The 23568-nt window shown below is 39.5% G+C and carries 21 protein-coding genes, 1 pseudogene and 1 riboswitch; of the genes and pseudogenes, 2 read left to right on the forward strand and 20 right to left on the reverse strand.

Going from position 1 to position 23568, the window contains the following annotated elements; all coding sequences use genetic code 11:
* Positions 1–11 precede the first annotated feature (11 nt).
* From purH to IGI68_RS11605, 15 genes are all read right to left on the reverse strand, one after another.
* Complete coding sequence (gene purH, locus IGI68_RS11535; RefSeq protein WP_438732971.1) at positions 12–1553, reverse strand: bifunctional phosphoribosylaminoimidazolecarboxamide formyltransferase/IMP cyclohydrolase; 1542 nt, start codon at positions 1551–1553, stop codon at positions 12–14.
* The gene (purN, locus tag IGI68_RS11540; protein ID WP_071875170.1) at positions 1547–2128 is read right to left on the reverse strand and encodes a phosphoribosylglycinamide formyltransferase; all 582 of its coding nucleotides are present in this window, start codon (positions 2126–2128) and stop codon (positions 1547–1549) included. The genes purH and purN overlap by 7 nt, the downstream gene beginning before the upstream one ends.
* A complete protein-coding gene (gene purM / locus IGI68_RS11545) occupies positions 2125–3168 on the reverse strand; it encodes a phosphoribosylformylglycinamidine cyclo-ligase (RefSeq protein WP_438732973.1) in 1044 nt (347 codons plus the stop codon). The genes purN and purM overlap by 4 nt, the downstream gene beginning before the upstream one ends.
* A 15-nt stretch (positions 3169–3183) precedes the next feature.
* A complete protein-coding gene (gene purF / locus IGI68_RS11550; RefSeq protein ID WP_438732975.1) occupies positions 3184–4623 on the reverse strand; it encodes an amidophosphoribosyltransferase in 1440 nt (479 codons plus the stop codon).
* The gene (gene purL, locus IGI68_RS11555; protein WP_438732977.1) at positions 4608–6830 is read right to left on the reverse strand and encodes a phosphoribosylformylglycinamidine synthase subunit PurL; all 2223 of its coding nucleotides are present in this window, start codon (positions 6828–6830) and stop codon (positions 4608–4610) included. Before purL ends, purF begins: the two co-directional genes overlap by 16 nt.
* Positions 6831–7505: a phosphoribosylformylglycinamidine synthase subunit PurQ gene (purQ, locus tag IGI68_RS11560; RefSeq protein ID WP_071875166.1), complete on the reverse strand. Its 675-nt coding sequence runs from the start codon at positions 7503–7505 to the stop codon at positions 6831–6833.
* A 1-nt stretch (position 7506) separates the two neighbouring features.
* Entirely contained in the window at positions 7507–7761 is a 255-nt protein-coding gene (purS, locus tag IGI68_RS11565; RefSeq protein WP_273231313.1) for a phosphoribosylformylglycinamidine synthase subunit PurS, read from the reverse strand.
* 426 nt (positions 7762–8187) lie between these two features.
* Positions 8188–9309 carry a 5-(carboxyamino)imidazole ribonucleotide synthase gene (gene purK, locus IGI68_RS11570; RefSeq protein ID WP_273231311.1) on the reverse strand — a complete coding sequence of 374 codons (1122 nt, stop codon included), beginning with the start codon at positions 9307–9309 and terminating at the stop codon, positions 8188–8190.
* Complete coding sequence (gene purE, locus IGI68_RS11575) at positions 9302–9790, reverse strand: 5-(carboxyamino)imidazole ribonucleotide mutase (protein ID WP_438732980.1); 489 nt, start codon at positions 9788–9790, stop codon at positions 9302–9304. The genes purK and purE overlap by 8 nt, the downstream gene beginning before the upstream one ends.
* 202 nt (positions 9791–9992) lie before the next feature.
* Positions 9993–10574 carry a xanthine phosphoribosyltransferase gene (locus tag IGI68_RS11580; RefSeq protein WP_071875162.1) on the reverse strand — a complete coding sequence of 194 codons (582 nt, stop codon included), beginning with the start codon at positions 10572–10574 and terminating at the stop codon, positions 9993–9995.
* Between the two features lie 68 nt (positions 10575–10642).
* Positions 10643–10739: riboswitch (purine riboswitch) on the reverse strand.
* An 87-nt stretch (positions 10740–10826) separates the two neighbouring features.
* Positions 10827–11513 (reverse strand): hydrolase, encoded by a 687-nt coding sequence (locus IGI68_RS11585; protein ID WP_071875161.1) that lies wholly within the window; start codon positions 11511–11513, stop codon positions 10827–10829.
* Between the two features lie 15 nt (positions 11514–11528).
* Positions 11529–12146 (reverse strand): glycoside hydrolase family 73 protein, encoded by a 618-nt coding sequence (locus IGI68_RS11590; protein ID WP_071875185.1) that lies wholly within the window; start codon positions 12144–12146, stop codon positions 11529–11531.
* 7 nt (positions 12147–12153) lie between these two features.
* The gene (locus IGI68_RS11595) at positions 12154–12990 is read right to left on the reverse strand and encodes a D-alanyl-D-alanine carboxypeptidase family protein (protein WP_438732983.1); all 837 of its coding nucleotides are present in this window, start codon (positions 12988–12990) and stop codon (positions 12154–12156) included.
* Between the two features lie 23 nt (positions 12991–13013).
* Positions 13014–13523 carry a hypothetical protein gene (locus tag IGI68_RS11600; RefSeq protein ID WP_071875160.1) on the reverse strand — a complete coding sequence of 170 codons (510 nt, stop codon included), beginning with the start codon at positions 13521–13523 and terminating at the stop codon, positions 13014–13016.
* A gap of 231 nt (positions 13524–13754) precedes the next feature.
* The gene (locus IGI68_RS11605; protein ID WP_071875159.1) at positions 13755–14738 is read right to left on the reverse strand and encodes an aromatic acid exporter family protein; all 984 of its coding nucleotides are present in this window, start codon (positions 14736–14738) and stop codon (positions 13755–13757) included.
* A 100-nt stretch (positions 14739–14838) separates the two neighbouring features.
* Here IGI68_RS11605 and IGI68_RS11610 point away from each other — a divergent pair.
* A pseudogene (locus IGI68_RS11610) lies at positions 14839–15342 on the forward strand (FUSC family protein); the annotation flags it as partial.
* Positions 15343–15369: 27 nt separating this feature from the next.
* Here IGI68_RS11610 and IGI68_RS11615 read toward each other — a convergent pair.
* From IGI68_RS11615 to IGI68_RS11630, 4 genes are all read right to left on the reverse strand, one after another.
* Positions 15370–18789, reverse strand: a complete 3420-nt coding sequence (locus tag IGI68_RS11615; protein ID WP_438732986.1) for an FtsX-like permease family protein — start codon at positions 18787–18789, stop codon at positions 15370–15372.
* 9 nt (positions 18790–18798) lie between these two features.
* Positions 18799–19500 (reverse strand): ABC transporter ATP-binding protein, encoded by a 702-nt coding sequence (locus IGI68_RS11620; RefSeq protein WP_071875156.1) that lies wholly within the window; start codon positions 19498–19500, stop codon positions 18799–18801.
* 158 nt (positions 19501–19658) lie between these two features.
* Positions 19659–20804 carry an N-acetylglucosamine-6-phosphate deacetylase gene (gene nagA, locus IGI68_RS11625; protein ID WP_071875155.1) on the reverse strand — a complete coding sequence of 382 codons (1146 nt, stop codon included), beginning with the start codon at positions 20802–20804 and terminating at the stop codon, positions 19659–19661.
* Positions 20805–20850: 46 nt separating this feature from the next.
* Positions 20851–21717 (reverse strand): helix-turn-helix domain-containing protein, encoded by an 867-nt coding sequence (locus IGI68_RS11630; RefSeq protein WP_438732988.1) that lies wholly within the window; start codon positions 21715–21717, stop codon positions 20851–20853.
* Between the two features lie 137 nt (positions 21718–21854).
* On the opposite strand from IGI68_RS11630, the gene IGI68_RS11635 reads away from it, so the two are divergent.
* Positions 21855–22034 (forward strand): DUF2187 domain-containing protein, encoded by a 180-nt coding sequence (locus IGI68_RS11635; protein WP_071875183.1) that lies wholly within the window; start codon positions 21855–21857, stop codon positions 22032–22034.
* Between the two features lie 134 nt (positions 22035–22168).
* On the opposite strand, the gene IGI68_RS11640 is transcribed toward IGI68_RS11635, so the two are convergent.
* On the reverse strand, positions 22169–23386 hold the full coding sequence (locus tag IGI68_RS11640; protein ID WP_071875153.1) for a pyridoxal phosphate-dependent aminotransferase: 1218 nt from the start codon (positions 23384–23386) through the stop codon (positions 22169–22171).
* Between the last annotated feature and the right edge of the window lie 182 nt (positions 23387–23568).

Here is a 23568-nt window from a genome sequence, read left to right on the forward strand (position 1 = left end):
AAAAAAATCGTTTAATGTTTAAAGTGACGAAGATCCGTAAAGATCATTGTCACGCCATATTCATCTGCCATATCAATTGACTCTTGGTCTTTGATGCTACCACCTGGTTGAATAATTGCTTGAATGCCATTTTTTGCGGCATATTCCACACTATCACTCATTGGGAAAAAGGCATCGCTGGCGAGTACTGCTCCTGCAAGTTTCCCGTTTTCTTTTGCTTGTTCGATCGCGATCTTAACAGACCCGACACGATTCATTTGTCCGGCACCAATCCCAACCGTTCCCGCTTCGTTTGCGAGCAATATCGCATTGGATTTCACATGTTTGACTGCTTTCCAAGCAAAAGCTAACGTTGCAAGTTCTGTCGCAGTCGGTTGTCGTTTCGTCACGACTTTCCAATCTGTTGGCATTTCGACTTGATGGTCGGGACTTTGTACAAGTAAGCCACCTAAAACGGAAACGACTTCTGATTTGAATTTTGCATTAACTGCAAAGTCTAACGTCATTAAGCGTAAGTTTTTCTTTTTCGCCAGTTCAGCAAAAGCCGCTTCTTCAAAGGCTGGCGCAATAATAATTTCTAAGAATAGTTTCTTCATTTCATTCGCAGTTGCTAGATCGATTGGTCGGTTGACGACGACAATCCCTCCAAAAATCGAGACTGGATCCGCTTCAAAAGCATTCATATATGCTTCATAGACATCCGCACCCGTTCCAATCCCACATGGATTCATGTGTTTGACGGCGACTGCTACTGGCTGATCATATTCTTTGGCAATTCGAATCGCAGCGTCAGCATCACGAATATTATTGTAAGAAAGCTCTTTTCCGTGCAATTGTTTCGCTTGCGCAATCGAAAATGCGATCGGTAAGGCATCTTGATAAAAAGCGGCTGCTTGATGACCGTTTTCGCCATAACGTAACGATTGCTTTAAATCATAAGTCAACGTTAATTTCTCCGGCTCTGCTTCACCGACTACTTCTGTTAGGTAGGATGCAATAAGGGCATCATAGGCCGCTGTATGACGGAATACTTTTGCTGCGAATCGTTGACGTGTCGCAAAAGTCGTTTCGCCGCTTTCTTTTAATTCCTCTAAAATAACTTGATAATCACTTGGATCAACAACGACCGTTACAAATTGATGATTTTTAGCGGCCGAACGTAACATACTTGGACCACCAATATCGATATTTTCAATGGCTTCTGCTTCGGTCACGTCTTCGCGGGAAATGGTTTCCTTAAATGGATATAAATTCACCACGACTAAATCAATCGGATAAATCTGATGTTCTTTCATCGCTTCAGTGTGACTGACCAGGTCGCGTCGACCGAGTAACCCACCATGAATTTTAGGATGCAACGTTTTGACACGTCCGTCCATCATTTCAGGAAAATCCGTTACCTCTTCAATTCCAATCGTTGGAATTCCTGCCGCTTCTAGCGCAGCTTTCGTTCCACCGGTTGAAATAATTTCAAAACCCAATTTGACTAATTCGGTACTAAAATCAACAATGCCTGCTTTATCTGAAACACTAATTAACGCTCTTTTTAACATGTAATTGAAGCTCCTTTTTGCATAATTTCTGCTAGCACTTTCGGGTACCAGTAATGTTCAAGACGATGGATTTTTTCTTCCAACGCTTCTAACGTGTCCGTTGGTAACACTTCCGTTGTCGCTTGCGCAATAATAGGTCCGGTATCGACTCCCGCATCGATGTAATGAATTGTAATACCCGTAACTTTTACCCCATACTCGAATGCCTCTTGAATCCCATGTAGTCCAGGAAAACTTGGCAATAACGAAGGATGAAGATTAATGATTTTATTCGGATAGGCTTTCAGTAACGTCTCTCCGACAATCCGCATATAACCAGCTAATACAACCAAATCAATGGCATATTCGGCGAGTCGTTCCTTTATCGCTTCTTCGTATGCGTTTTTTGACTGAAATTCTTTGGGTGAAAACGTGATGAAAGGAATTCCATGTTTTTTTGCCCGTTCAAGGACAAAAGCGTCTTTTTTATCACAAAAAAGGACGGCAACTCCCCCCGGAATCTTTCCGTTTTTCACTGCTTGGACAATGGCTTCAAAATTACTCCCATTTCCAGAAGCAAAAATGGCTATTTTCATGCGTGTGCCTCAGTCCATTCAATTTCGGCCGTTTCTTTCTGTTTTACCGAGCCGATGGTATAAGATTTTTCGCCAATACTCGCTAATTCTTCTTTGACAGCTTCGACTTTATCTGGTGAAATAGCTAGCACCATCCCGATTCCCATATTGAAGATTTCATACATTTCCATCGCAGGAATTTCTCCCTCCGTTTGCAAATCCTCAAAAATCGGTAAGATCGGCCATGAACCTAGTTCAATCACCGCGGCAAGGTCTTTTGAGAGCATTCGCGGCACATTTTCAACAAAGCCTCCACCCGTAATATGAGCCATTCCGTTCACTAAACCTGCTTTTACGAGTGGCATAACCGCTTTGACATAAATTTTAGTTGGCGTTAATAATGCTTCACTCAATGCTTGTTGGCTCTTCGTTAAAATCGTGTCGCCTGTCATTCCCTTTTGATCAAAGAAGACTTTTCGAACTAACGAATACCCGTTAGAATGAATACCAGATGAAGGCAGACCTAAGAGAATATCACCTTCCGCAATCTTTTCTCCAGTGATCAATTGGCTTTTTTCTGCAACCCCAACTGCAAAACCAGCGAGATCATAGTCATTTTCACCATACATCCCCGGCATTTCAGCCGTTTCGCCTCCAATTAAGGCTGCTTGCGCTTCTAGACATCCTTGAGCCACACCTGCCACAACGGCTTCAAGACGGGCAGGGATATTTTTCCCAGTCGCAATATAATCTAAAAAGTAAAGTGGTTGAGCACCTTGTGCGACGATATCATTGACACACATCGCGACACAGTCGATTCCAATTGTATCATGTTTGTCTTCTTGGATGGCCACCATTAATTTGGTTCCGACACCATCTGTCCCAGAAACTAAAACAGGTTCTTTAATATTTAATACGCTGAGGTCGAAGCAACCACCAAAACCACCTAACGCTCCCATAACACCTAGTCGTTCGGTTTTTTTAACGTGTTTTTTAATCCGTTCAACCACTTCATAGCCGGCCTCTACGTCGACACCCGCGCGTGCATATGCATTTGGCACTTGTCATTCCTCCAATTAAAAGTTTGATTTTCGATCTTTTAAAGATGCTTGATATTCGTCTTCATAATCATATAAAGGTGTTGGATAATCCCCATTGAAATACGACATACACAATCCCGTATATGGCGCATCAAATGTTAACCCAATAGCGCGAATTAAACCATCTTCACTTAAAAAGGCTAATGAATCAGAACCAAAGCGTGCATTCATCTCGTCAATACTTAAATCAGCGGCAATTAATTCTTTACGGGTCTTAATATCAATCCCATAAAAACATGGGAATTTTAACGGCGGCGAGGCAATTCGTAAATGAACTTCTTTCGCTCCTGCTTCTTTTAATAATTGAACAATACGGCGGCTAGTTGTGCCGCGAACGATTGAATCATCAACAAGAATCACTCGTTTTCCTTCAACGACACCACGAACAGCTGACAATTTCATTCGAACGCCTTGTTCACGTAATTCTTGCGTTGGTTGGATAAATGTCCGACCGACATATTGATTTTTGACTAAGCCAAGCTCATAGGGAATACCCGAATATTCCGCATAACCACTTGCGGCCGACAGCGAAGAATTCGGCACCCCAATGACCATATCTGCTTCAATTGGGGCTTCTTTTGCTAAATTCCGGCCCATATTTTTACGAGCGGTATGCACATTCACACCAGCGATATTGGAATCTGGACGCGCAAAATAAATGTACTCCATTGAACAAATTGCTGGTTGCGTTTGCGTCGTAAAAACATCAATTGTTAACCCTTTATCATTAATAATGACTACTTCACCAGGTTGAACGTCTCTAACAAAGGTTGCGCCGATTGCTTCTAAAGCACATGTTTCCGAGGCAACGACGTAAGCCTTGTTTTTCATTTGGCCAATCGAAAGCGGGCGAAATCCATTGGGATCAAGTGCCGCGTAAATCGCATCTTCCGTCATTAAAATATAAGCAAACCCACCTTTGACTTGATTCAGACTTTCTTTAAGCCGATCCAAAAACGTCTCTTTCGTACTTTTACGAATTAAGTGCATCAAAATTTCGGTGTCGGAACTCGAATGGAAAATGGCTCCTTCTTCTTCTAATTCTCTTCGCAACGTTTTCGCATTCGTTAAATTCCCGTTATGAGCCAGACTAACTTGACTATCATAAAAGCGAAATAAGAAAGGTTGAATATTATCGACGTGTCCATTACCAGAAGTGGCGTAACGCACGTGACCAATCGCCCCGTCACCGCGTAGCTTATCTAATCGTTTTTCATTTGAAAATACTTCTGATAATAGCCCAAGACCACGATAACCATGTAAGTATCCTTCTTCATTCGAAACAATTCCAGCACCTTCTTGCCCACGATGTTGTAAATTGTGTAAGCCAAAGTACGTGACGCGAGCAGCAGATTCATGCCCCCAAACGCCAAAAATTCCGCATTCTTCATTCAAACTTTTTATTTCATCAGACATGTCAATGCGTCCTCCCATAGTTGTTTCGCTTCTGTTGTTGCGACATCAATTTGATCGTTTTCAGCCTTAATTACTAAACGACCTGTATCTGTTATCGTTCCAACCTTCACCGCACGCGTTCCAGCTAGTGCTTCAAATGCTGCTTGATTTTCTGGTGTCACACTTAAAATAAAGCGCGACTGCGTTTCAGAAAATAGCGCTTCTTTCGAAAGTGGCATCTCGATTGAAACACCCAATTCATTTTTAAAAGTTGACTCTGCAATTGCGACTGCAAGTCCTCCTTCTGCACAATCATGCGCACTTGCAACGAATCCTGCTTTAATCGCTGCTAATACGAGTTCTTGATTGGCTTTTTCCGCCACCAAATCAAAGGTCATCAATTTCCCTTCAATCCGTCCGAGTTGCATTTTTTGAATTTCACTACCATTAAAGTCTTTTCCTGTTTGACCAACAACATAAATGCCATCTCCGACAGTTGTGAAGTGTTGGGTAGTCACATGCGCTAAATCTTCAATTAACCCCACCATCCCAATCACGGGTGTTGGATAAATCGCTTGTCCATCGGTTTCATTGTATAACGAAACATTCCCTGAAATGACAGGCGTTTCTAATACGCGACACGCTTCAGAAATCCCATCTGCCGACGTCCATAATTCCCAGAATCCTTCTGGTTTGTCAGGAGAGCCAAAGTTTAAACAATCGGTAATCGCTAAGGGTTTACCACCTGATGCGACAATATTACGCGCAGCTTCTGCGACTGCAATCTGCCCACCCACTTCTGGATTTAAATATAAATAACGGCTATTACAATCCATCGTCATTGCTAATGCTTTGTTCGTGCCACGGACTCGAAGGACAGCCGCATCACTGCCTGGTCCAACCACTGTATTGGTCCGAACTTGCGAATCAAAGGTTTGATAGACTAATTTTTTTGACGCAATCGTTGCTTGTTGTAATAACGCCAATAATGTTTCCGTTGCATTTTCAACTTCTGGTACAAAATCAGCCAATGCGGCAAATTCTTCGATGCGTGCCGGTTGGGTATATTCTTTGTAATAAGTCGGTGCATCTTCTGCTAAAGCATCGACCGGTAAATTCGCGACTTCTTGATCTTGATGGAATAAACGATAGAGCCCGTCATCCGTTACTTCACCGATCGTCACCGCGTCTAATTCATATTTATGGAAAAGATCAATCACTTGTTGTTCTTCGCCTTTTTTAATACAAAGTAACATGCGCTCTTGCGATTCAGATAACATCATTTCATAAGGCGTCATATTCGTTTCACGTTGAGGAACTTCATCTAGATACAGTTTTAAACCAGAACCGGCTTTTGACGCCATTTCTGAACTAGAAGAAACAAGTCCAGCCGCCCCCATATCTTGAATGCCGACTAAAATGTCATGATGCTCTAAAATCAATTCTAAACAAGCTTCCATTAATAATTTTTCTAAGAAAGGATCGCCCACTTGAACAGCCGAACGTTGTTGTTCGCCGTCTTCAGTGAACTCTTCAGAAGAGAAGGTCGCCCCGTGGATCCCGTCACGCCCTGTTTTCGCACCGACATACATAATGGAGTTGCCAATCCCTTTGGCTTGTCCTTTTTGAATATCTTTATGATCGATTAGGCCTACGCACATCGCGTTTACAAGAGGATTTTTTTCGTAGCAAGCATCAAATTGGATTTCGCCACCAATAGTCGGAATACCGATACAGTTTCCATATCCACCAATCCCTGCGACGATTTCTTCAAAAAGATATTTCGTACGATCGTTATCCAGCTCACCAAACCGCAATGAATTTAACATCGCAATCGGGCGTGCACCCATACTGAAAATATCTCGAATAATCCCACCCACTCCTGTTGCGGCACCTTCATAAGGCTCTACTGCAGATGGATGATTATGACTTTCCGCCTTAAAAACAACTGCTTGGTTATCGCCAATATCAATAATTCCAGCACCTTCACCTGGTCCTTGTAACACGTGTGGCGCTTCAGTCGGGAATTTTCTTAAGACTGGCTTCGAATTTTTATAAGAACAATGTTCACTCCACATCACGGAAAATAATCCTGTCTCCGTATAGTTAGGCAATCGTTTAAGAATATCTTGTGAAATCATACGGTATTCTTCGTCTGTTAAACCCCACTGTGCATAAATTTTTTGTTCTTTAATTTCTTGAGGGGTTGGTTCCATCATTTTTGTCATTTAAACTGTCACCTTTCCAAAGTTCTTTAAAATTGAAGCGAAGAATTTTTTGCCGTCTTCTGAACCAAGTAAGGCTTCCATCGCTCTTTCAGGATGGGGCATCATCCCTAAAACATTTCCTGCCTTATTCGTAATTCCCGCAATATTTTCTAAACTACCATTCACATTTTCAACGTATTTAAACACAATTTGATTGTTTTCTTCGAGTTCTTTAAGGGTTGTTTCATCACAATAATAATTACCTTCACCATGCGCAATCGGCAATTGTAATACTTGCTGATCCTCGTATTCTGAAGTGAATTTCGTCTGATTATTTACAACAGTAATGGGCGTCGTTTTACAAACAAAATGGAGCGATTCATTACGTTTTAACACACCAGGGAGAAGGCCAGCTTCTGTCAACACTTGGAAGCCATTACACGTGCCAAATACTGGTTTTCCTTCGTTTGCAAAACGGACAACTTCCTTCATGATATTCGAAAAACGCGCAATCGCCCCGCATCTTAAATAATCCCCGTACGAAAATCCACCAGGCAATAACACACCATCGAAACCGGCTAAACTTGTTGCATCGTGACGCACATACTCAGCTTCTGCTCCCGAGATATCCTTTATCGCCCATAGTAAATCAAGGTCACAGTTCGAACCTGGAAACACAACGACCGCAAATTTCATGTTAAACTTCCTCCGTTGTTAAAATTTCATAGCGATACGTTTCCATATTGACATTTGCCAATAATTTATCGCAGACTTCTTCGATCATTTCTTCAATTGGACGGTCTGATTTTTCAACTTTTATTTCAAAATATTTTCCAATTCGAATTTCTTCAATTTCAGTAAATCCTAAACGATGAACGGCTCCTTTAACAGCCTCTCCTTGAGGGTCTAAAACAGATTCTTTGTAAGTAACATAAACTTTAACGAAATACATAGCATTCTTCTCCTTTGATAACATTATTATTTTGTTTTTACACTGAAAATTTTCTCAACGAGGAAAACCATGAATAGAGTACTCGTTGACATTTTTCATTAAAATGTTCGTGTTTTGCTCGCGTGATGTTTCCTGTGGATAATGACCTTAAGATCTATTTCCCTCTTTCTTTTTTTAATTTACGATAAAAAAAGAAAGAAACAGACGAATAAACCATACTATCCACTGATTTTAATCAAAAATCGTATTGAAATATCTCTCATTCACGTGTTCATTGTAGCAAGCCAAACATTCTCTCGTCAACGAATTATTTACATTAATGACGATTAACCTTTTAATCGTTCGTGTTTAACCAAGAGAAAAAAATCCTCCACTAAAGAAATTCTCTAGTGAAGGATTTTATTCTTCAAACATTGGATAAGAAGGTTAGCGCAACCAAATGTTTGTTTGCTTAATTTGTTCTTTTGTTGCTTCTACGTCATTTGTAACGATTGTAATATGACCCATTTTTCGGCCTTTTTTACTTTCTTTTTTACCATAGTAATGGAATTGCCAATCAGGTTGTCGTTGAATTTGTTGATAGGTTTTTTCTAAGTCTTCACCTAAAATATTGACCATTACGGCTGGCGACAATAACGTGACTTCCCCTAAAGGCCATCCACATATCCCTCGAATATGAGCATCAAATTGACTCGTATTACACGCTTCAATTGAATAGTGCCCTGAATTATGCGGACGCGGCGCAAGCTCATTTACGTAAATACTACCCGATGATGTCAAAAAGATTTCGATTGCTAATACGCCATGCAGGTCGACTGCTTTGGCAATAACTTTAGCGATCCGTGTTACTTCACTCGCAACATCAGGCGAAATATTAGCAGGTGCAATGGTTTGGTGAAGAATATTATTGCGATGGATATTCTCCACAATTGGGAACGTCATATATTCTCGACCATTGCCGGCAACCATAATCGATAGTTCTTTTTCAAATGGAATCCAAGCTTCTAATTCACAGGTACCTTCTCTTAGTAAATTCATTGCCGGAGCTAGATCTGACCTGTCTTTTAAGACGTATTGACCTTTACCATCGTAGCCTCCACGGGTCGTTTTTAACACACAGGGATAGCCAATACTTTCAATTGCATCTTGAATATCCGTTGGGCTAATAATCGTCGCGTACGGCGCAATGACAATATTATTTGCTTCTAAAAATGATTTTTCCATTAAACGATCTTGAGTAATCGCTAATAAATCCGTCCCTTGTGGAACAGGGACTAAGCCCGTAATGGTACTAAGAGCATCGACGTTAACATTTTCAAACTCATACGTCACCACGTCACTGCGTCTCGCCATTTCCTCTAGCGCAAGGACATCATCATAATCGGCAATAATATGCCAATCCGCAATTTGAGCTGTCGGACAGTTCTCTGCAGGATCCAAAACGCCAACTTGAAAACCCATTTTTTTGGCACTCATTGTTAACATTTTTCCTAATTGACCACCACCGATAATCCCAATGGTTGCTCCTGGTCTTAGTTCTTTAACCAAGTTGATCACTACTTTCTATCACAATTTCTTTCATTTGCTCTCTTTTTTTTGCAATTTTTTTAGCAATATCTAAATCATACATCGAAAGCATCTGGGCTGCAAGGATTCCCGCATTACTTGCCCCAGCTTTTCCAATGGCTGTTGTCGCGACCGGAATTCCAGCCGGCATTTGAACAATTGACAGTAACGAATCCCAACCACTTAACGCTCGAGACTGAACAGGAACGCCAATCACCGGTAACGTTGTTTTAGCGGCTACCATTCCTGGTAAATGAGCCGCACCGCCTGCACCCGCAATGATTACTTTAATCCCTCGATCGCGCGCCTCTTCAGCAAAGGCAAACATTAAATCAGGCGTTCGATGTGCCGAGATGACTTTTTTTTCGTAAGCAATTCCAAAATGTTCTAATTGAATACATGCTTCTTGCATTGTTTCCCAATCTGAGATACTTCCCATAATCACAGCTACTTGTGGTTTCATGTCATTTTCCCCTTTTGCACTTAACTTTACTTTTATTTTACCAACCCTATCCTTTAAAGTCAAAATAATATCGAATATTTAAACATACATCAATTAACATTGTTCGTTTTTAACTAGAATCGTATCTTGTATTCCGTGTATTTCTCTTTTTATATTTGAAAAAAAAAAGAACTAGAAGGAATGACCTTTCTAGTTCTTTTTCTTATGCATCTGCTTCGATAAACGTTACTTCCCCATTTTCTAACGAAGAAATACGCGCAAGTGAAACCACATCAATTCCCATATCTTCGAGTAGTTGACGACCATCTTGGAATGATTTTTCAATTAAAATGCCAATTCCTTCAACAGAGGCGCCGGCTTGTTGACAGAGTTCAATTAACCCTTTCGCTGCTTGACCATTCGCTAAAAAATCATCAATAATTAAGACGTTATCGGATTCCGTTAAAAATTTACGTGAAATCGAAATGGTACTTGTGACTTGCTTTGTAAAAGAATAGACGGAAGAAGTTAATAACTCTTCGTTCATTGTTAGACTTTTTGATTTGCGGGCAAAAATCATCGGTACACCTAGTTCTAATGCGCAAAAAATAGCGGGTGCAATACCAGAAGATTCAATCGTGACTACTTTTGTGATATTCCGTTTAGCAAACACCTTGGCAAAAAGTTCACCCATTTGTTTCATTAAAAGAGGATCGACTTGATGGTTAATAATACTATCAACTTTCAAAACGCCATCGCCTAGGACATTTCCATCTTGTTGAATTCGTTTCACTAATTCTTGCATGATAATTAACTCCTTTTATAGTCAAAATAAAAGACACCTTATTTGCATCCAGAGCAAAAAAGGTGTCACGAAACACTTTTTTTACTTATAGTCCAGTATTTGCGGTACTGGGTAGAAACTGTCGACCAATTACGACGATATATAAGTAATTTCTAATTATGAAAAACACAAAGATTATTATCTCCTGAATCGACGAAAAAAACAAGCTTTAACCACAGAGTCTCATTGGTTTCTCCTCTTTTTCATTACTTTTTAATCTTCATATTCTAATCGCTCTTTTTCGCGATAAATTTCCATTTTTTTACTAAATAACTTGCCATTTGAAGGAGGAGTATAGGTTATTGCGTTAGCACCTGCTTCAATGACGGCGCGGATACTCTCATCTGTTGGTCCACCTGTCGCAATAATTGGTAATTCTGGATAAAGATCACGAAAATGGCGAACAACTTCAGGTGTTTTTTTACCTGCACTAATATTTATTATTTTTATACCTGCTTGAATTTTTTCATCAATCGGTGTGTACTGGCTCGTCACCGTACTAACGACGGGAATATCAACAACTTTACAAACGGCTCGAATCGTCTCAATCGGAGTCGGACCATTTAATACAACGCCAATTGATCCTTGTGCTTCTGCAAAAAGGCTCATATAATTCGCCCGTGTCCCATGCGTTAATCCACCCCCAACTCCAGAAAAAACAGGAATATCTGCGGCTTCAATAATGCTCTTTGTAATGGCGGGATGCGGAGTAAAAGGATAGACTGCAATCACTGCATTGGCATTCGTATTGCGAATAATCGCAATATCTGTTGTAAAAATAATCGAGCGGATTTTCTTACCAAAAATAATAATTCCGCTTGCTTCATTAATCACTTCGGGAACTCGAACAATATCTTTGCGTAACTCGGTTGTAATGTTCGGTATAAATTTCTCTCCCATTCCTTCTCCTCCAATCTAATCAAATTGATCCAACTCATATGTTTCAATCACTTGAATCACTTTATTTGCGTAATCAGGATCGGTTGCATAACCGGCTTCTTGTAGCGCCAATGCTGCCTCCCGATAATTCGTCGCGGATAGCACTTTTTCATACTTTGTCGGGCTCCAATCTACTCCGTTCACAAACAACATCGTGTGAGCAGTCATCGATTCTTCCCAACTTTGATACACGCGAAAATCACCTTGAATCACAATCCATTGACCATTGACATATTCTTGCGTATCTAACGTCACAGAATCAGAATGGCCAAATGATTTGATCCCGAAAAGATTATTATACTGACTCGATAGTTGACTAGCACCCCAATTGGATTCTAAAATTGCCTGTCCGATGATAATGCTCGGTAAGACCCCATAACCTTCTTGCAACGTTTTAGCATGTGGCAAGAGTTGCTGGATAAAATCTTCTTTTGATAATTCGACTTCGACTTGCGCACTTTCATCGCCCATCACGTTAGGCATTTCAAAAAGACTTTTAAGTGAAAAAATAAAGGCAATGAAAATCAATAATATACCGGCTAAAATTGCTGGGAAGCGTAACGTATTCTTTTTTTTATTTCTCTTTTTTTTCATTCCATCACTACTTTGCATTTAATAAATCTAAGTATTCTTCTAACGTTAACTCATGCGCTTCAATGTATTTCGCGTGTTCTACTCCAACATAACGAAAATGCCAAGGTTCAAAATTAATACTCGTGAGGGCTTCTTTCCCATTAGGGTAGCGTAAAATAAACCCATATTCGCATGCATGTTCAGCTAACCATTTGCCACCAGCCGTTTCTGCAAAACCTGCTTCTAATATTTCTTGCGGGTAATTATTGGACCAATCTTCATCAACGAGATCAATTGCTAAACCCGTATGATGTTCACTAAATCCTGGTTCTGTTGATGTTTCTTTCACTTTTTCTAACGCTTCTTCATCCGTGTATCCTTGGGCAGCCCAATTATTCAAATAATCCTGAAAAATTTGTTCCTGATACGAAATCGAACGATATGCCGAAACGATTACTAACGGATAGCCAGCATCTGCAGCTGCTGTTTGAAGTTGCTCTAAAGAGGATACGATGCGTTTATCAACTTGCATCCCATTGGCTAACGTCGAAAAATTTTCTTCAGAAAAATCAACTTCCAAAGGATGCGTTGGACTAACTAGCAGAAGATTCCAATCCGTCGCTTCACCTGTTGGCAATTTCACGTCCTTTTGTTTCTCTTGTTCTTCTTGTTTATTTGCTTGTTGTTCTTTTGTAGAACTTTCCTGCGTTTTATTTTTCTCAATAGTCGCTTTTATTTGTGACTCAGCGATTTCTTCCGCTGCATTTGACGTATATGGTCTCGTCACAAACCGGTTCAAGCCATAAATGACGACGACACCCACAACGAAAAGAAAGCTCATACTAAGTATTTTTTTAATTTTCACTCTTTAACCCTCTAACCTTACGATCATACATATGCACTTTCTAATTCCTGGTTGACCCAATCTAACAAGGCCACTTTTTGACTCACAACTTGATGTTGAATCGCCGCAGGTAAACGGAAATTCAACACATCGTCAAAACCCCACTCGCCGTATTGCAAACTCACACGCAAGTCAATTAAGTGCTCTTTTTTATCTTCTTCTTTAATTTGTTGGAACTCAACGATTCCACAATTAGAATTCAACCATTTTTGTGCAATCTTAATCTTTAATTTTTTATATTCTTCCACTGCAACTTGGCGTTTTTCGGGATAAATAATCGTTTGTCTTAAGATTTTTTGCAATAACATCCATTCGTAATCACTAAAGATATTTTTGATTTTTTGACTTTCTTCAGGATTCAAACTTATTTTCCCTTGTTTCCATTGCTCCCAATGTTCTTGGGATAACCCTAGATGATGTTTATAAAATGCCACTTCAGAGTCATATTTTTCAAAAATTCCGCTTAACACTAATTCTATATATATTTCATGCATTTTCTTTGGCCTCCTAATGATTATTCTACTTTTATTACTGAAGAAATGAAATACGAGAACGTATTAATTGAACAAAATTTAACAAAGGTTCTCCTTTAAACATTATACCCTAGCAAGTTGCGTTATGGCAAAATATCATGATTCAAAATCATTGAAAAATGATTTTTCCTTAAAAGAGATTGGCATCAATATAACTAGGATTATTTTCAAGGCTTCAACCAACGAACAGCATCAATAAATCCTTTCAACTGACTTACTCGATTCATCCTTTTGCTCGCTATAAAAAACAGCTTTTAATTCAATAAAGTTCTTAAATGTTTGTAGATATTGAAACAAGCGAGCTCGATTTTCAAATTCTTGTCGATCACGGGGTAAGGGTTTTAAGCGGTAACTTTCACTGACCAAGTCAATTTGCTTAAGGATGCTTTGCCCATCATTTTCCTCTGACAACGTCATTCCTGTATTGGTTAGTAAAATTCGCAAATCTTCCACCAACACTTCTTCAACTTGAATTTGTCCAATTAAAAAGATCATTTCTTTGATCAATTTAACTTGTGAGCGACGCATCGCAAAATACTCTTCGTAATACCAATTATTCGAAAGCAACTGATTCTCATCGTAATGTTGAGCATGTTTACGGCCTTGGTTAATTCTTTCTAGCAAGTTATCACAAAAGCTAAGGAGACCGCTCGCCTCTTTCTGATTCAAAGAAGCTGCCATTGATAAAAAGATTTCACGAAAACCTTCTTCAATTTTTTCTTGCTCCTCATTAATTTTCGACTCTAAATTTGGCATATACAAATTTAGCATAAGAGCAAAACCAACCCCTAATCCCATTAATAAAAATTCATTTAATATCAATGATAGCGCAAAACTTTGTTCCAACATATAGTGCGTCACTAGAACAGACGTCACGACGATCCCATCTGTTAAATCATATTTGACCGTAATTGGAATAAAAAAAATGAGATATAGCGAAAAACCTAAAGCACCATAACCTAATAACTGAAAAGCAAAGAATGCCAAGACCGTCGCAATTCCTAGCGAAACTAAGCGCGCAATCCCTGTATCCAATGATTTCTTTTTGGTATTTCCGACACTTAAGATCGCGATAATCCCAGCCGCCGGTGCATAAAGCAGTCCCACTTGCTGGGCAATCACCATCGACAAAAAGCAGGCTAGCACGGTTTTCATTGTACGCATTCCAAATTTCATTTGTTCGCCTCCTTCTCTTTCATTTTAAGCTAGTTTTTAGAAAATTTCACTAGCCTTTCTGATATATTTTCGTTAGAATAAAAAAAAGGAAGTGAATAAGATGAATTTCGGTCGTTTTCGAATCGGCATGCGAACCATAAAGTCTTCTTTGGCTGTTATGCTGTGTATTTTATTGTTTCACTTTTTCAATCGTGGGGAAGCAATGATTGCGGCTTTGGCTGCTGTCTTTTCCTTAAGACAAGATTTACCAACTACTTTAAGTTTTGGTAAATCACGTATTATGGGGAATATTATTGGTGGTAGTACCGCCATCGCTTATTTCGTCATCCAAGATCAGCTCAATCATTCCTTTATCGCTGAATTGTTGCTAGTTCCTCTTGCTGTTGCTTTTGTTATCGTATTATCCGATGGCATTAATAATCACGCTGGCATTATTTCTGGCGTGGCAACGTTATTACTTATCGCTTTAAGTACTTCTTCAGGTGATCAACCCCTTTCGTTTGCTCTACAGCGCGTTTTAGATACCTTTATTGGAACGTTAATCGCTGTTGGCTTGAATTATTTACCCACGCCTAAAAAAGATGAAAATAGTCAGAACCTCCTATAATTTTTAGGAAGTCTGACTATTTTTTTAATCATTCGATTTTAACGCCTCAATCATGTCGACATGTTTAAGTTTTTGATACATCACAAACCCAACAATAATCGTAAAGAAAAGCGTAATCAGGCTTGAATAAAGGTAACTAAGAAGATGGATTTCTGGTGAGAACATCAACATATCCAGTTCTACGGTCGCTAAGACATATCCGTGTAAAATCTGCCCTAGGAATAACCCAGCGATAATGCCAAAAAGCGTCAGAAAAATATTTTCACGGTAAATATACATCGTGACTTCTTTATTATAAAATCCTAAAACTTTAATCGTCGATAACTCACGAATACGTTCAGAAATATTAATATTGTTTAGATTATACAACACAATAAAGGCTAATAATCCCGCCGAAATAATCAATAACCACACGACAATGTTTAGAATTTCAGTTGTATCATCCAAGGCCGTCGACGAATCAGATAAGAACGTCACGTTTAGCACACGGTCTTGCTTCATTAAATCATTCGCGATCTGATTTTCTTGCTCTTTTGTTAATGCCTCACTAAATAAGAGGAGCTCACTGTTATACGTCGGGATTTCCCCGAAAATTTCTTCATAATAAGTTGAAGAAAAATAAGCAAAATGGCCCACATAATTTTCTGTAATGCCTGAAATGTTCACTTCAAAAATCTCATTATCACCATTTTTCAGCTCAATTGTATCGCCGATTGCCAATTGAAAGAGCTTTGCTAATTTCTCATTAATAATCACGCCATTATCTCCTAGCGCATACACTTCTCCCGTTTTACGATCCGTAAATGAGACAAAATCAGATAATTCAGCTGGGTTTTCTGGCACATAAACAGTTACTTCTTGACTCGCCTTACCTGTTTGAGCGACCGTCAAGTTCTCAGAAGTCATTCCAAGTGTGGCACTTAATAAATCAAGTTGTGAAACAGCCGCTTGATACTCTTCTATGGCTTGAGTGGATGCCTCTTCGTCAAACGTGACAATTCCTTGATAACGCCAAACCTCATTAAACTGAATAGGTACGATATCACTGATGGAATTTTTTAGTCCAAAACCGGTTAAGATCATCGCCGTACATCCCGCAATCCCAAAGACGGTCATAAACATCCGTGATTTGTAACGAAATAGATTACGCATTGTTACTTTTTGATTGAAATTCAATCGTCGCCAAAGTGGTTGAATTCGTTCAAGTAGAATGGTTTTCCCAGCTTTAGGTGCTTTTGGTCGTAATAAAGTTGCAGGAGAACTCATTAAATCAACTCGAAGCACAATCATCGAAATTCCCACGGTACAAAATAATCCGACAGCGAATCCAATTAAGGAATACGAAAGGTACCATGGTGTTGGAAACTCTGTCATATTATACAGTTGTCCATAGGCATTGATAATAATGGTTGGAAATAGGTAAAATCCGACAAGTAGCCCTAACAGCGTTCCGGTCAAACCGGCTGTTAACGAATAGATGATAAATTTAAGTGATACTTCGCTATTTTTGTAGCCAAGTGCTTTATATGTTCCGATTTCTGTTCGTTTTTCTTCAATCATTCGTCCCATCGTAGTCAAACTAACGAGTGCGGCAATTAAAAAGAAAATCGTCGGGAATACTGTCGCAATCGATGAAATCCGATTCGCATTTTCTTCATATTCTAAATAACCTGGATTGTCATCGCGTAACACATAGGTGAAAGTCGCGGGTTCTAATTCATCCAGCTTCTCTCTTTCTTGATCGATTGTTCGTTGTGCCGCTTTTAAATCAGGTAGCGTCTCATCTTGGAGTTTTTGAAATGCTTGTGCTTCTTTTTCATACGCTTCTTGACCAGTTTCGAACTCTTGCCGTGCAGCATCTAATTCACTTTGACCTTGTTGACGCTGCTCTGCCAATGTCTGTTCGCCTTGATTCAATTGCTCAAAACCGCGATCGATTTCGGCTTGCCCTTGCGCTAACGCATCGCGACCAGCGTCAATTTGAGCTTGTCCAGCCACTAATGCTTGGCGAGCAGCTGCTAATTCTTGCTGCTGTGTGGCTAAAGTCGTTAAGCTTTGTTGAACTTCTAATCGTTGTTGTTCGATCAAATCCCCCGCTGAACGAATTACGGTATGCGTTTCCGCTATATTCTCGACGGTTACTTCAGCGGCAAATGTCGCAAACGCACCCGATAGCTCCGGAGAAGCGGATAACTGGGCGCTTAATGCTGACGCCGTGCTCTTGATGGCTTCGATTGCGCTGGGTTGCGCCTCTTTGGGTACCTCGACGAAGCCATCGAGTAAAACGACAAGCTCCCCATATTGTTGTTGAACGCCTTCCAATTGGGCTAAGCTGGCTTCAAGTGTTGCTTTTTGGGCTAAAAGAGGTTCTAATTGCTCCTCAGCGGCCGTTAGTTCCTTGCTCTGTTGATTAAGTGCTTGTTGCTGTGACTCCAACGTTGCTCGTTGCTGATCTAACTCAGCTTGTGCACTCACTAATTGATCACGTTGATAACGAATTTGTGCTTCGGCATTAGCCATCTCAGAGTCGAACGTTTGTTGTCCGGCTTCAAGCTCTTTTTTCCCTGCTTCTAACGTTTTCAGTGCGTCGTTTAATTGTTTCGCACCTTTTTCAATTTGCGCATTGGCTTCATCGATTTCGCGTTGATTGTCATTCAATTCTTTTAACGCTTTTTCCCGAATTTCATCGAGTCTCCCTTGTTTACGGGGCGCTAATAAGGACGTAATTTGCGCTTTATTTTTGTTCATTAAATCGACGTAATTTTGTGAATACGCTACTTCTGTACGTAGATCATCAAATGAGATCAACATACGACTGTAGGCATCCATTTGAAAAGCTTCCGGCAGCAAATAAGCAAAAGCCGTAATCGAGCCATTTCCAACATTGGTATTCCCTCGTTTAGAATTATCAATAAATTCAGGACTCTGAGCAAAACCAACAATCTTAAACTCGTGCTCTTTTAACTGATTTTCCGGATCATCTTTTGCTAAGATTTCAAACGTGTCTCCAATTTGATAATCTTTTGCATCAGATAAATTGCTATCCAACAATATTTCATTCTTGGCTTTAGGAAGCTGACCCTCCACTACATGTAATTGATTCAATTCGTCTTTGCCGGTCAGACTTAGAAAGCGAAAAACCGTATTTTTTTGGCTTAACGGTAAATCAAGTAAATATTGTAAATTGACGGTTTGAATGTTTTCTTCTTCGAGCAACACCGCTTTATCTTCTGCCGAAAACCCTAATGAAGAATAAATACTCATATCCGCCAGTTTCGTTTTTTCATAATAATGATCGGCTGATTTGATCATATCTGGTCCGGTCGCACCAATTCCCACAAAAAATGCCACGCCTAAAAAAATGATCCCTAAAATGGACAAGAAACGGGCTGGTGACTGTTTAATTTCTCGAATGCTTGTTTTAAGTAGTGCTGTTTTTTGCATCAATCTCACCTACCATTCAATTGCCGATATTGGGGTGGGATGTTCATTCACTTCAATACTACGGACTTTAGCATCATTGATTCGGATCACGCGATTAGCCATCGGCGCAATTAACGCATTATGCGTAATGATAACTACTGTTGTTCCCGTTTGACGGGCAGTATCTTCCAATATTTGTAAGATTTGTTTGCCTGTTTCATAATCTAAGGCACCAGTTGGTTCATCGCATAACAATAACTTTGGACGCTTTGCTAACGCTCGCGCGATCGTGACGCGCTGTTGTTCTCCCCCTGATAACTGTGCTGGAAAATTATTCATTCGGCGACCTAATCCGACTTGTAATAAGACTTCTTCTGGATCGAGCGCTTCCTCAACAATTTGTGAAGCGAGTTCGACGTTTTCTTTGGCCGTCAAGTTCGGAACTAAATTATAAAATTGAAAAACAAAGCCGACGTCATTGCGCCGATACGTTGTCAGTTCGTGTGCGTTATAATTGGCAATATCCACGCCATCAATAATAATTTGACCGCTGTCACAACTATCCATGCCGCCTAAAATATTTAAAACGGTCGATTTACCTGCCCCACTAGGCCCTAAAATAACCGCAACTTCTCCTTGTTCAATACTAAAATTAATATGATCGTTGGCGATGATTTCCGTATCACCCATCTGATATTTTTTTACTTCGTCAATGACTTCAATATAACTCATCGGCTGTCATCCCCCATTTTCTTCTTATCTATGATTGGATTATCAATCTTTTTCTATCGGAAAGCAACGATAAGAACCTGTCTTTGGCTACTTTTTTGGCATTCAATAAAAAAGAAGAGACCGTTTGCGCCATTCTCTTCCTTCCTTTTAGTATTCTATTAGATATGGAACCGTTCTACGCCATCTAAAAATGTCGCTTCTAACGTCATATCAGGATTTAAAACGATAAAGTCTGCTGCACGACCTGCTTTTAATACACCACAAACATCATCGATCCGGCAACTCACTGCCGGCACATAACTAGCCATGAGTATTGCTTGTTCAGGAGTGGCTAATCCCCAATCGACCACATTTTTAATGGCTTCTTTTAATTTCAAAATACTGCCAGCTAAATTCCCTTCCGCCATCCGAACTGTTCCATCTTTCACAATAACAGGGAACTCACCTAAAATATAATCGCCATCCGGCATCCCGCCAGCCATCATACAGTCCGTAATCAAAGCCACATGATCGTGACCAGCTGTCTCAACTAGGACTTTCGCTGCTTGCGGATGGACGTGGTGCCCATCACAGATCAATTCAGAAAAGACATCATTCAACGTCATTAAAGCACCGACCATTCCTGGTTCACGATGATTCAAGCCGCGCATTCCGTTAAAAGCATGGACAAAGACGCTGGCACCTGCTTCTACCGCCTTCGTTGCTTCTTCTAACGTCGCATTACTGTGACCTAATGCGACAACCACACCAGTCTGTGTCACTGCTTCAACAAACGCTTCCACGCCTTCTCGTTCTGGAGCTAAGGCAATTTTTTTGATAATCCCACCTGAAGCCTCTTGCCACTCGTTAAAAATTTCAAGGCTCGGATCACCAAAATACGAAGGGTTTTGAGCGCCTTTATATTCTTCTGTAAAAAATGGACCTTCAAAGTAAATTCCTTCTATTTTTGCTCCAGTAACCTCTTTTTGTACTTCACCAATTGTCTTCGCTACAGCAGTGAGTAACTCCCGGCTTGAAGTTAACGTCGTTGGTAAAAATGAAGTCACACCACACGACAACAAGGATTCTGACATGACATGTAGCCCTTGAGCGTCGTTATCCATCACATCATGATTTAGATACCCATGAATATGCGTGTCGACTAAACCAGGACCGATCCATTTCCCACTATAATCAATGACTTGGCTTTCTTGTGGTACTTCTGTCAGATATTCTCCAATAATGCCATCTGTGATTTCTAAGTACCCTTTTCCTTTAGTTGCTGAATGAAAAAAAAATTTATCTGCTAATACGAATGTTCTCACGTTTTTTCCCCGTCCCTTCTTCGTCTTTTCTATAAATAAAGTACTCTTATTCGTTTTCAAAGTCAAGGCTATCGAGAGATTTGACAAGATCTAGGGTTTCCATATTTTTTGCTAGCGAAAAAAACGGTAGTGCCATCTCTTTCTTTCCTAATCGTTGTAAAATTTTCCCCTTTAAGTCAGTTAATTCTGCCAAATAATAATAGCTACAAAATTGCTGAACGAAAGATAAGCCTCTAGCCACCACAATGGAGGCTTCTTTATAGTCTTTTTCCTCAAATAAAAATTCACCATAATGGTAATACACTTTTGCTAACTCAAAAATTTTTCTTTCATAAGGTAGTTTCTCAGCAAAATCATAACTTTTTTTTAATTCTACGAGCGCCTTCTCTCGTTGACCACTTTCTTTTAAGACGTACCCAATACAACTTAACATTTGAACTTCAATGGTCGAGACAAACTGTTTATCTTGATTATAGGTATAGGATAATCCTTTTCGTAGAGATTGAAGTGCTGTGACATGATTTTTTTCGACAAAAAATTCACAACTTCCTAAATAGTAATAATACAGTTGTAAATCTGTCTCTAAATATAAGGTCTCTAATAGCTCTGGTTCTTCAAGTAGTAAGGAAACCCTTTCATAATCACGCTGCACAAAATAGCGGTAAATCCCCTGAAAACGAAGTCCCATTTGACTCTCATTCTTTGGTTGAGAAAGCATTAATTGATCAATCGTGATATTTAGTCGTTCACAGATTTGATGCAATACCATCACATTTGGCAGTTCTTCATTATTTTCAGCCCGACTAATCACACTTTGGGCACAAATGTCCGCAGCCAACATCTTTTGGGTTAATCGTCGTGCTTGTCGCAATTGTTTTAAGGTTTCACCAATTGATTGTCTTTCTTTTTCCATAAGCCCTCCATAAATGCGGATATGCATTTTTCATTTGTTCTATTTTAGCACATAATACATAAAATGATACTATTTATTAAAATACTTGTTATATGTTGTTAACAGATTAGGAGTGGTTTTTTATGGAAACGCAAGCAATCGAACTACAAACAGACGTCACTTTTAAATGGGATAATTTAAGACTTATGGGGGCCATTGAAAAAGAATACGAAAATTCTTTTTTAGTCCAAGTCGAAAATCCTTCGAAAGAGATCATGGAAAAATATAATGGAAGAATGGTAATTAGTAAAAAAATCTGTGAGAAAATATTGAATTAAACAATCGTTAGTCAATGAATTCGTTTGACTACCATTAACAAAACGTGCGATACAAAAAAACGCAAAAGTTCATTCCCCTAAACAGGGAGCGAATTATTGCGTTTTTTTCTGAATCTCTCTTTGTATGATGAGTATTACTTTTGTTGATAAGTAGCTAAAAACGTCCGCATCCGATCCGCCGTCATTTTTAACTGATCCATATTCGGTAAGTAGACAATGCGGAAATGATCTGGCGCTTGCCAATTAAAGCCGCCACCATGCACCAATAGGACATGATGTTGATGAAGGAAATCTAAAACGAATTTTTCATCATCTAAAATATTAAATTTCTTTGTATCAATTTTTGGAAACAGATAAAAGGCAGCTTTTGGTTTGACTGCAGAAAGTCCTGGAATATCATTGATGGCATTATAGATAAATTCTCTTTGTTCATAAATGCGACCCCCAGGTAATAATAGTTTATCGACACTTTGATAACCACCAAGAGCGGTTTGAACGATTTGTTGTGATAAAACGTTTGAACATAAGCGCATAGAAGATAACATATTTAAGCCTTCAATATAACCTTTAATATTGGACTTATCACCACTGATCGCCATCCATCCGACACGAAAGCCAGCAACCCGATGTGATTTTGACAATCCACTGAACGTAACCACTGGACGATCAGGAGCTAAAGCCGCAATATGAATGTGTTTATGGCCATCCATTAATAAACGGTCATAAATCTCATCTGAGAAAATAATCAAATCAAATTCTCGTGCAATAGTGACAATCCCCTCTAAAATTTCTTTCGGATAAACAGCTCCCGTTGGATTATTCGGATTAATCAAAACGATGGCTTTGGTTTTCGATGTAATCTTTGACCGGATATCGCCAAGGTCAGGGTTCCACTCACTTTCTTCGTCGCAAATGTAATGAACGGCTTTGCCTCCTGCAAGTGAGATTGAAGCTGTCCATAGAGGATAATCTGGCATCGGTACTAGAATTTCATCGCCATTGTTGCATAGCCCTTGCATTGACATCGTGATCAGTTCACTTACCCCATTGCCGGTATAGATATCATTAATCGATAAATTCGGAAAATCTTTGACTTGATAATATTGTTCTACGGCTTTGCGCGCAGAAAAGATCCCTTTTGAATCAGAGTAACCTTCTGACTCACGAACATTTAAAATTAAATCGCGAATAATTTCATTCGGTGCTTCAAAACCAAACGTTGCCGGATTGCCTGTATTTAATTTTAAAATACTAATGCCTTCTTCTTGCATCCGTTCCGCTTCTTCTAAAACAGGTCCTCGTACATCATAGCTCACACCGTCAAGTTTCGTTGATTTCTCAAATTTCTTCATCCAAATTCCTCTTTTCGAAAAATATCATCGCTGCTTCTTTTATGAATCTTTTAACGTGCCTTATTATACCAAACTTTTTTGTGAATCGGATAAAACTACTAAAAAAAATGATGATTCAAAACAGATTGTATTCCTCATCCGAAAAAAACAAAAAACGCTCTTCCTTATGAAGAACGTCGCCT

Source organism: Enterococcus sp. DIV1314a, assembly GCF_051713805.1.
Lineage (GTDB): Bacteria > Bacillota > Bacilli > Lactobacillales > Enterococcaceae > Enterococcus_I > Enterococcus_I aquimarinus.

Bases quoted from the DNA above. Each gene is read 5' to 3' on its own strand.
- purN (WP_071875170.1), bottom strand. From the start codon at position 2,128: ATGAAAATAGCCATTTTTGCTTCTGGAAATGGGAGTAATTTTGAAGCC.
- IGI68_RS11590 (WP_071875185.1), bottom strand. From the start codon at position 12,146: ATGAAAAAAAAGAGAAATAAAAAAAAGAATACGTTACGCTTCCCAGCA.
- IGI68_RS11620 (WP_071875156.1), bottom strand. From the start codon at position 19,500: ATGAGTTATATTGAAGTCATTGACGAAGTAAAAAAATATCAGATGGGT.
- IGI68_RS11600 (WP_071875160.1), bottom strand. From the start codon at position 13,523: ATGCATGAAATATATATAGAATTAGTGTTAAGCGGAATTTTTGAAAAA.
- purE (WP_438732980.1), bottom strand. From the start codon at position 9,790: ATGAAACCACAAGTAGCTGTGATTATGGGAAGTATCTCAGATTGGGAA.
- IGI68_RS11580 (WP_071875162.1), bottom strand. From the start codon at position 10,574: ATGCAAGAATTAGTGAAACGAATTCAACAAGATGGAAATGTCCTAGGC.
- IGI68_RS11615 (WP_438732986.1), bottom strand. From the start codon at position 18,789: ATGCAAAAAACAGCACTACTTAAAACAAGCATTCGAGAAATTAAACAG.
- purQ (WP_071875166.1), bottom strand. From the start codon at position 7,505: ATGAAATTTGCGGTCGTTGTGTTTCCAGGTTCGAACTGTGACCTTGAT.
- IGI68_RS11605 (WP_071875159.1), bottom strand. From the start codon at position 14,738: ATGAAATTTGGAATGCGTACAATGAAAACCGTGCTAGCCTGCTTTTTG.
- IGI68_RS11640 (WP_071875153.1), bottom strand. From the start codon at position 23,386: ATGAAGAAATTTGAGAAATCAACGAAACTTGACGGTGTGAGCTATGAT.
- purH (WP_438732971.1), bottom strand. From the start codon at position 1,553: ATGTTAAAAAGAGCGTTAATTAGTGTTTCAGATAAAGCAGGCATTGTT.
- IGI68_RS11630 (WP_438732988.1), bottom strand. From the start codon at position 21,717: ATGGAAAAAGAAAGACAATCAATTGGTGAAACCTTAAAACAATTGCGA.
- IGI68_RS11585 (WP_071875161.1), bottom strand. From the start codon at position 11,513: ATGGGAGAGAAATTTATACCGAACATTACAACCGAGTTACGCAAAGAT.
- purL (WP_438732977.1), bottom strand. From the start codon at position 6,830: ATGACAAAAATGATGGAACCAACCCCTCAAGAAATTAAAGAACAAAAA.
- purS (WP_273231313.1), bottom strand. From the start codon at position 7,761: ATGTATTTCGTTAAAGTTTATGTTACTTACAAAGAATCTGTTTTAGAC.
- purF (WP_438732975.1), bottom strand. From the start codon at position 4,623: ATGTCTGATGAAATAAAAAGTTTGAATGAAGAATGCGGAATTTTTGGC.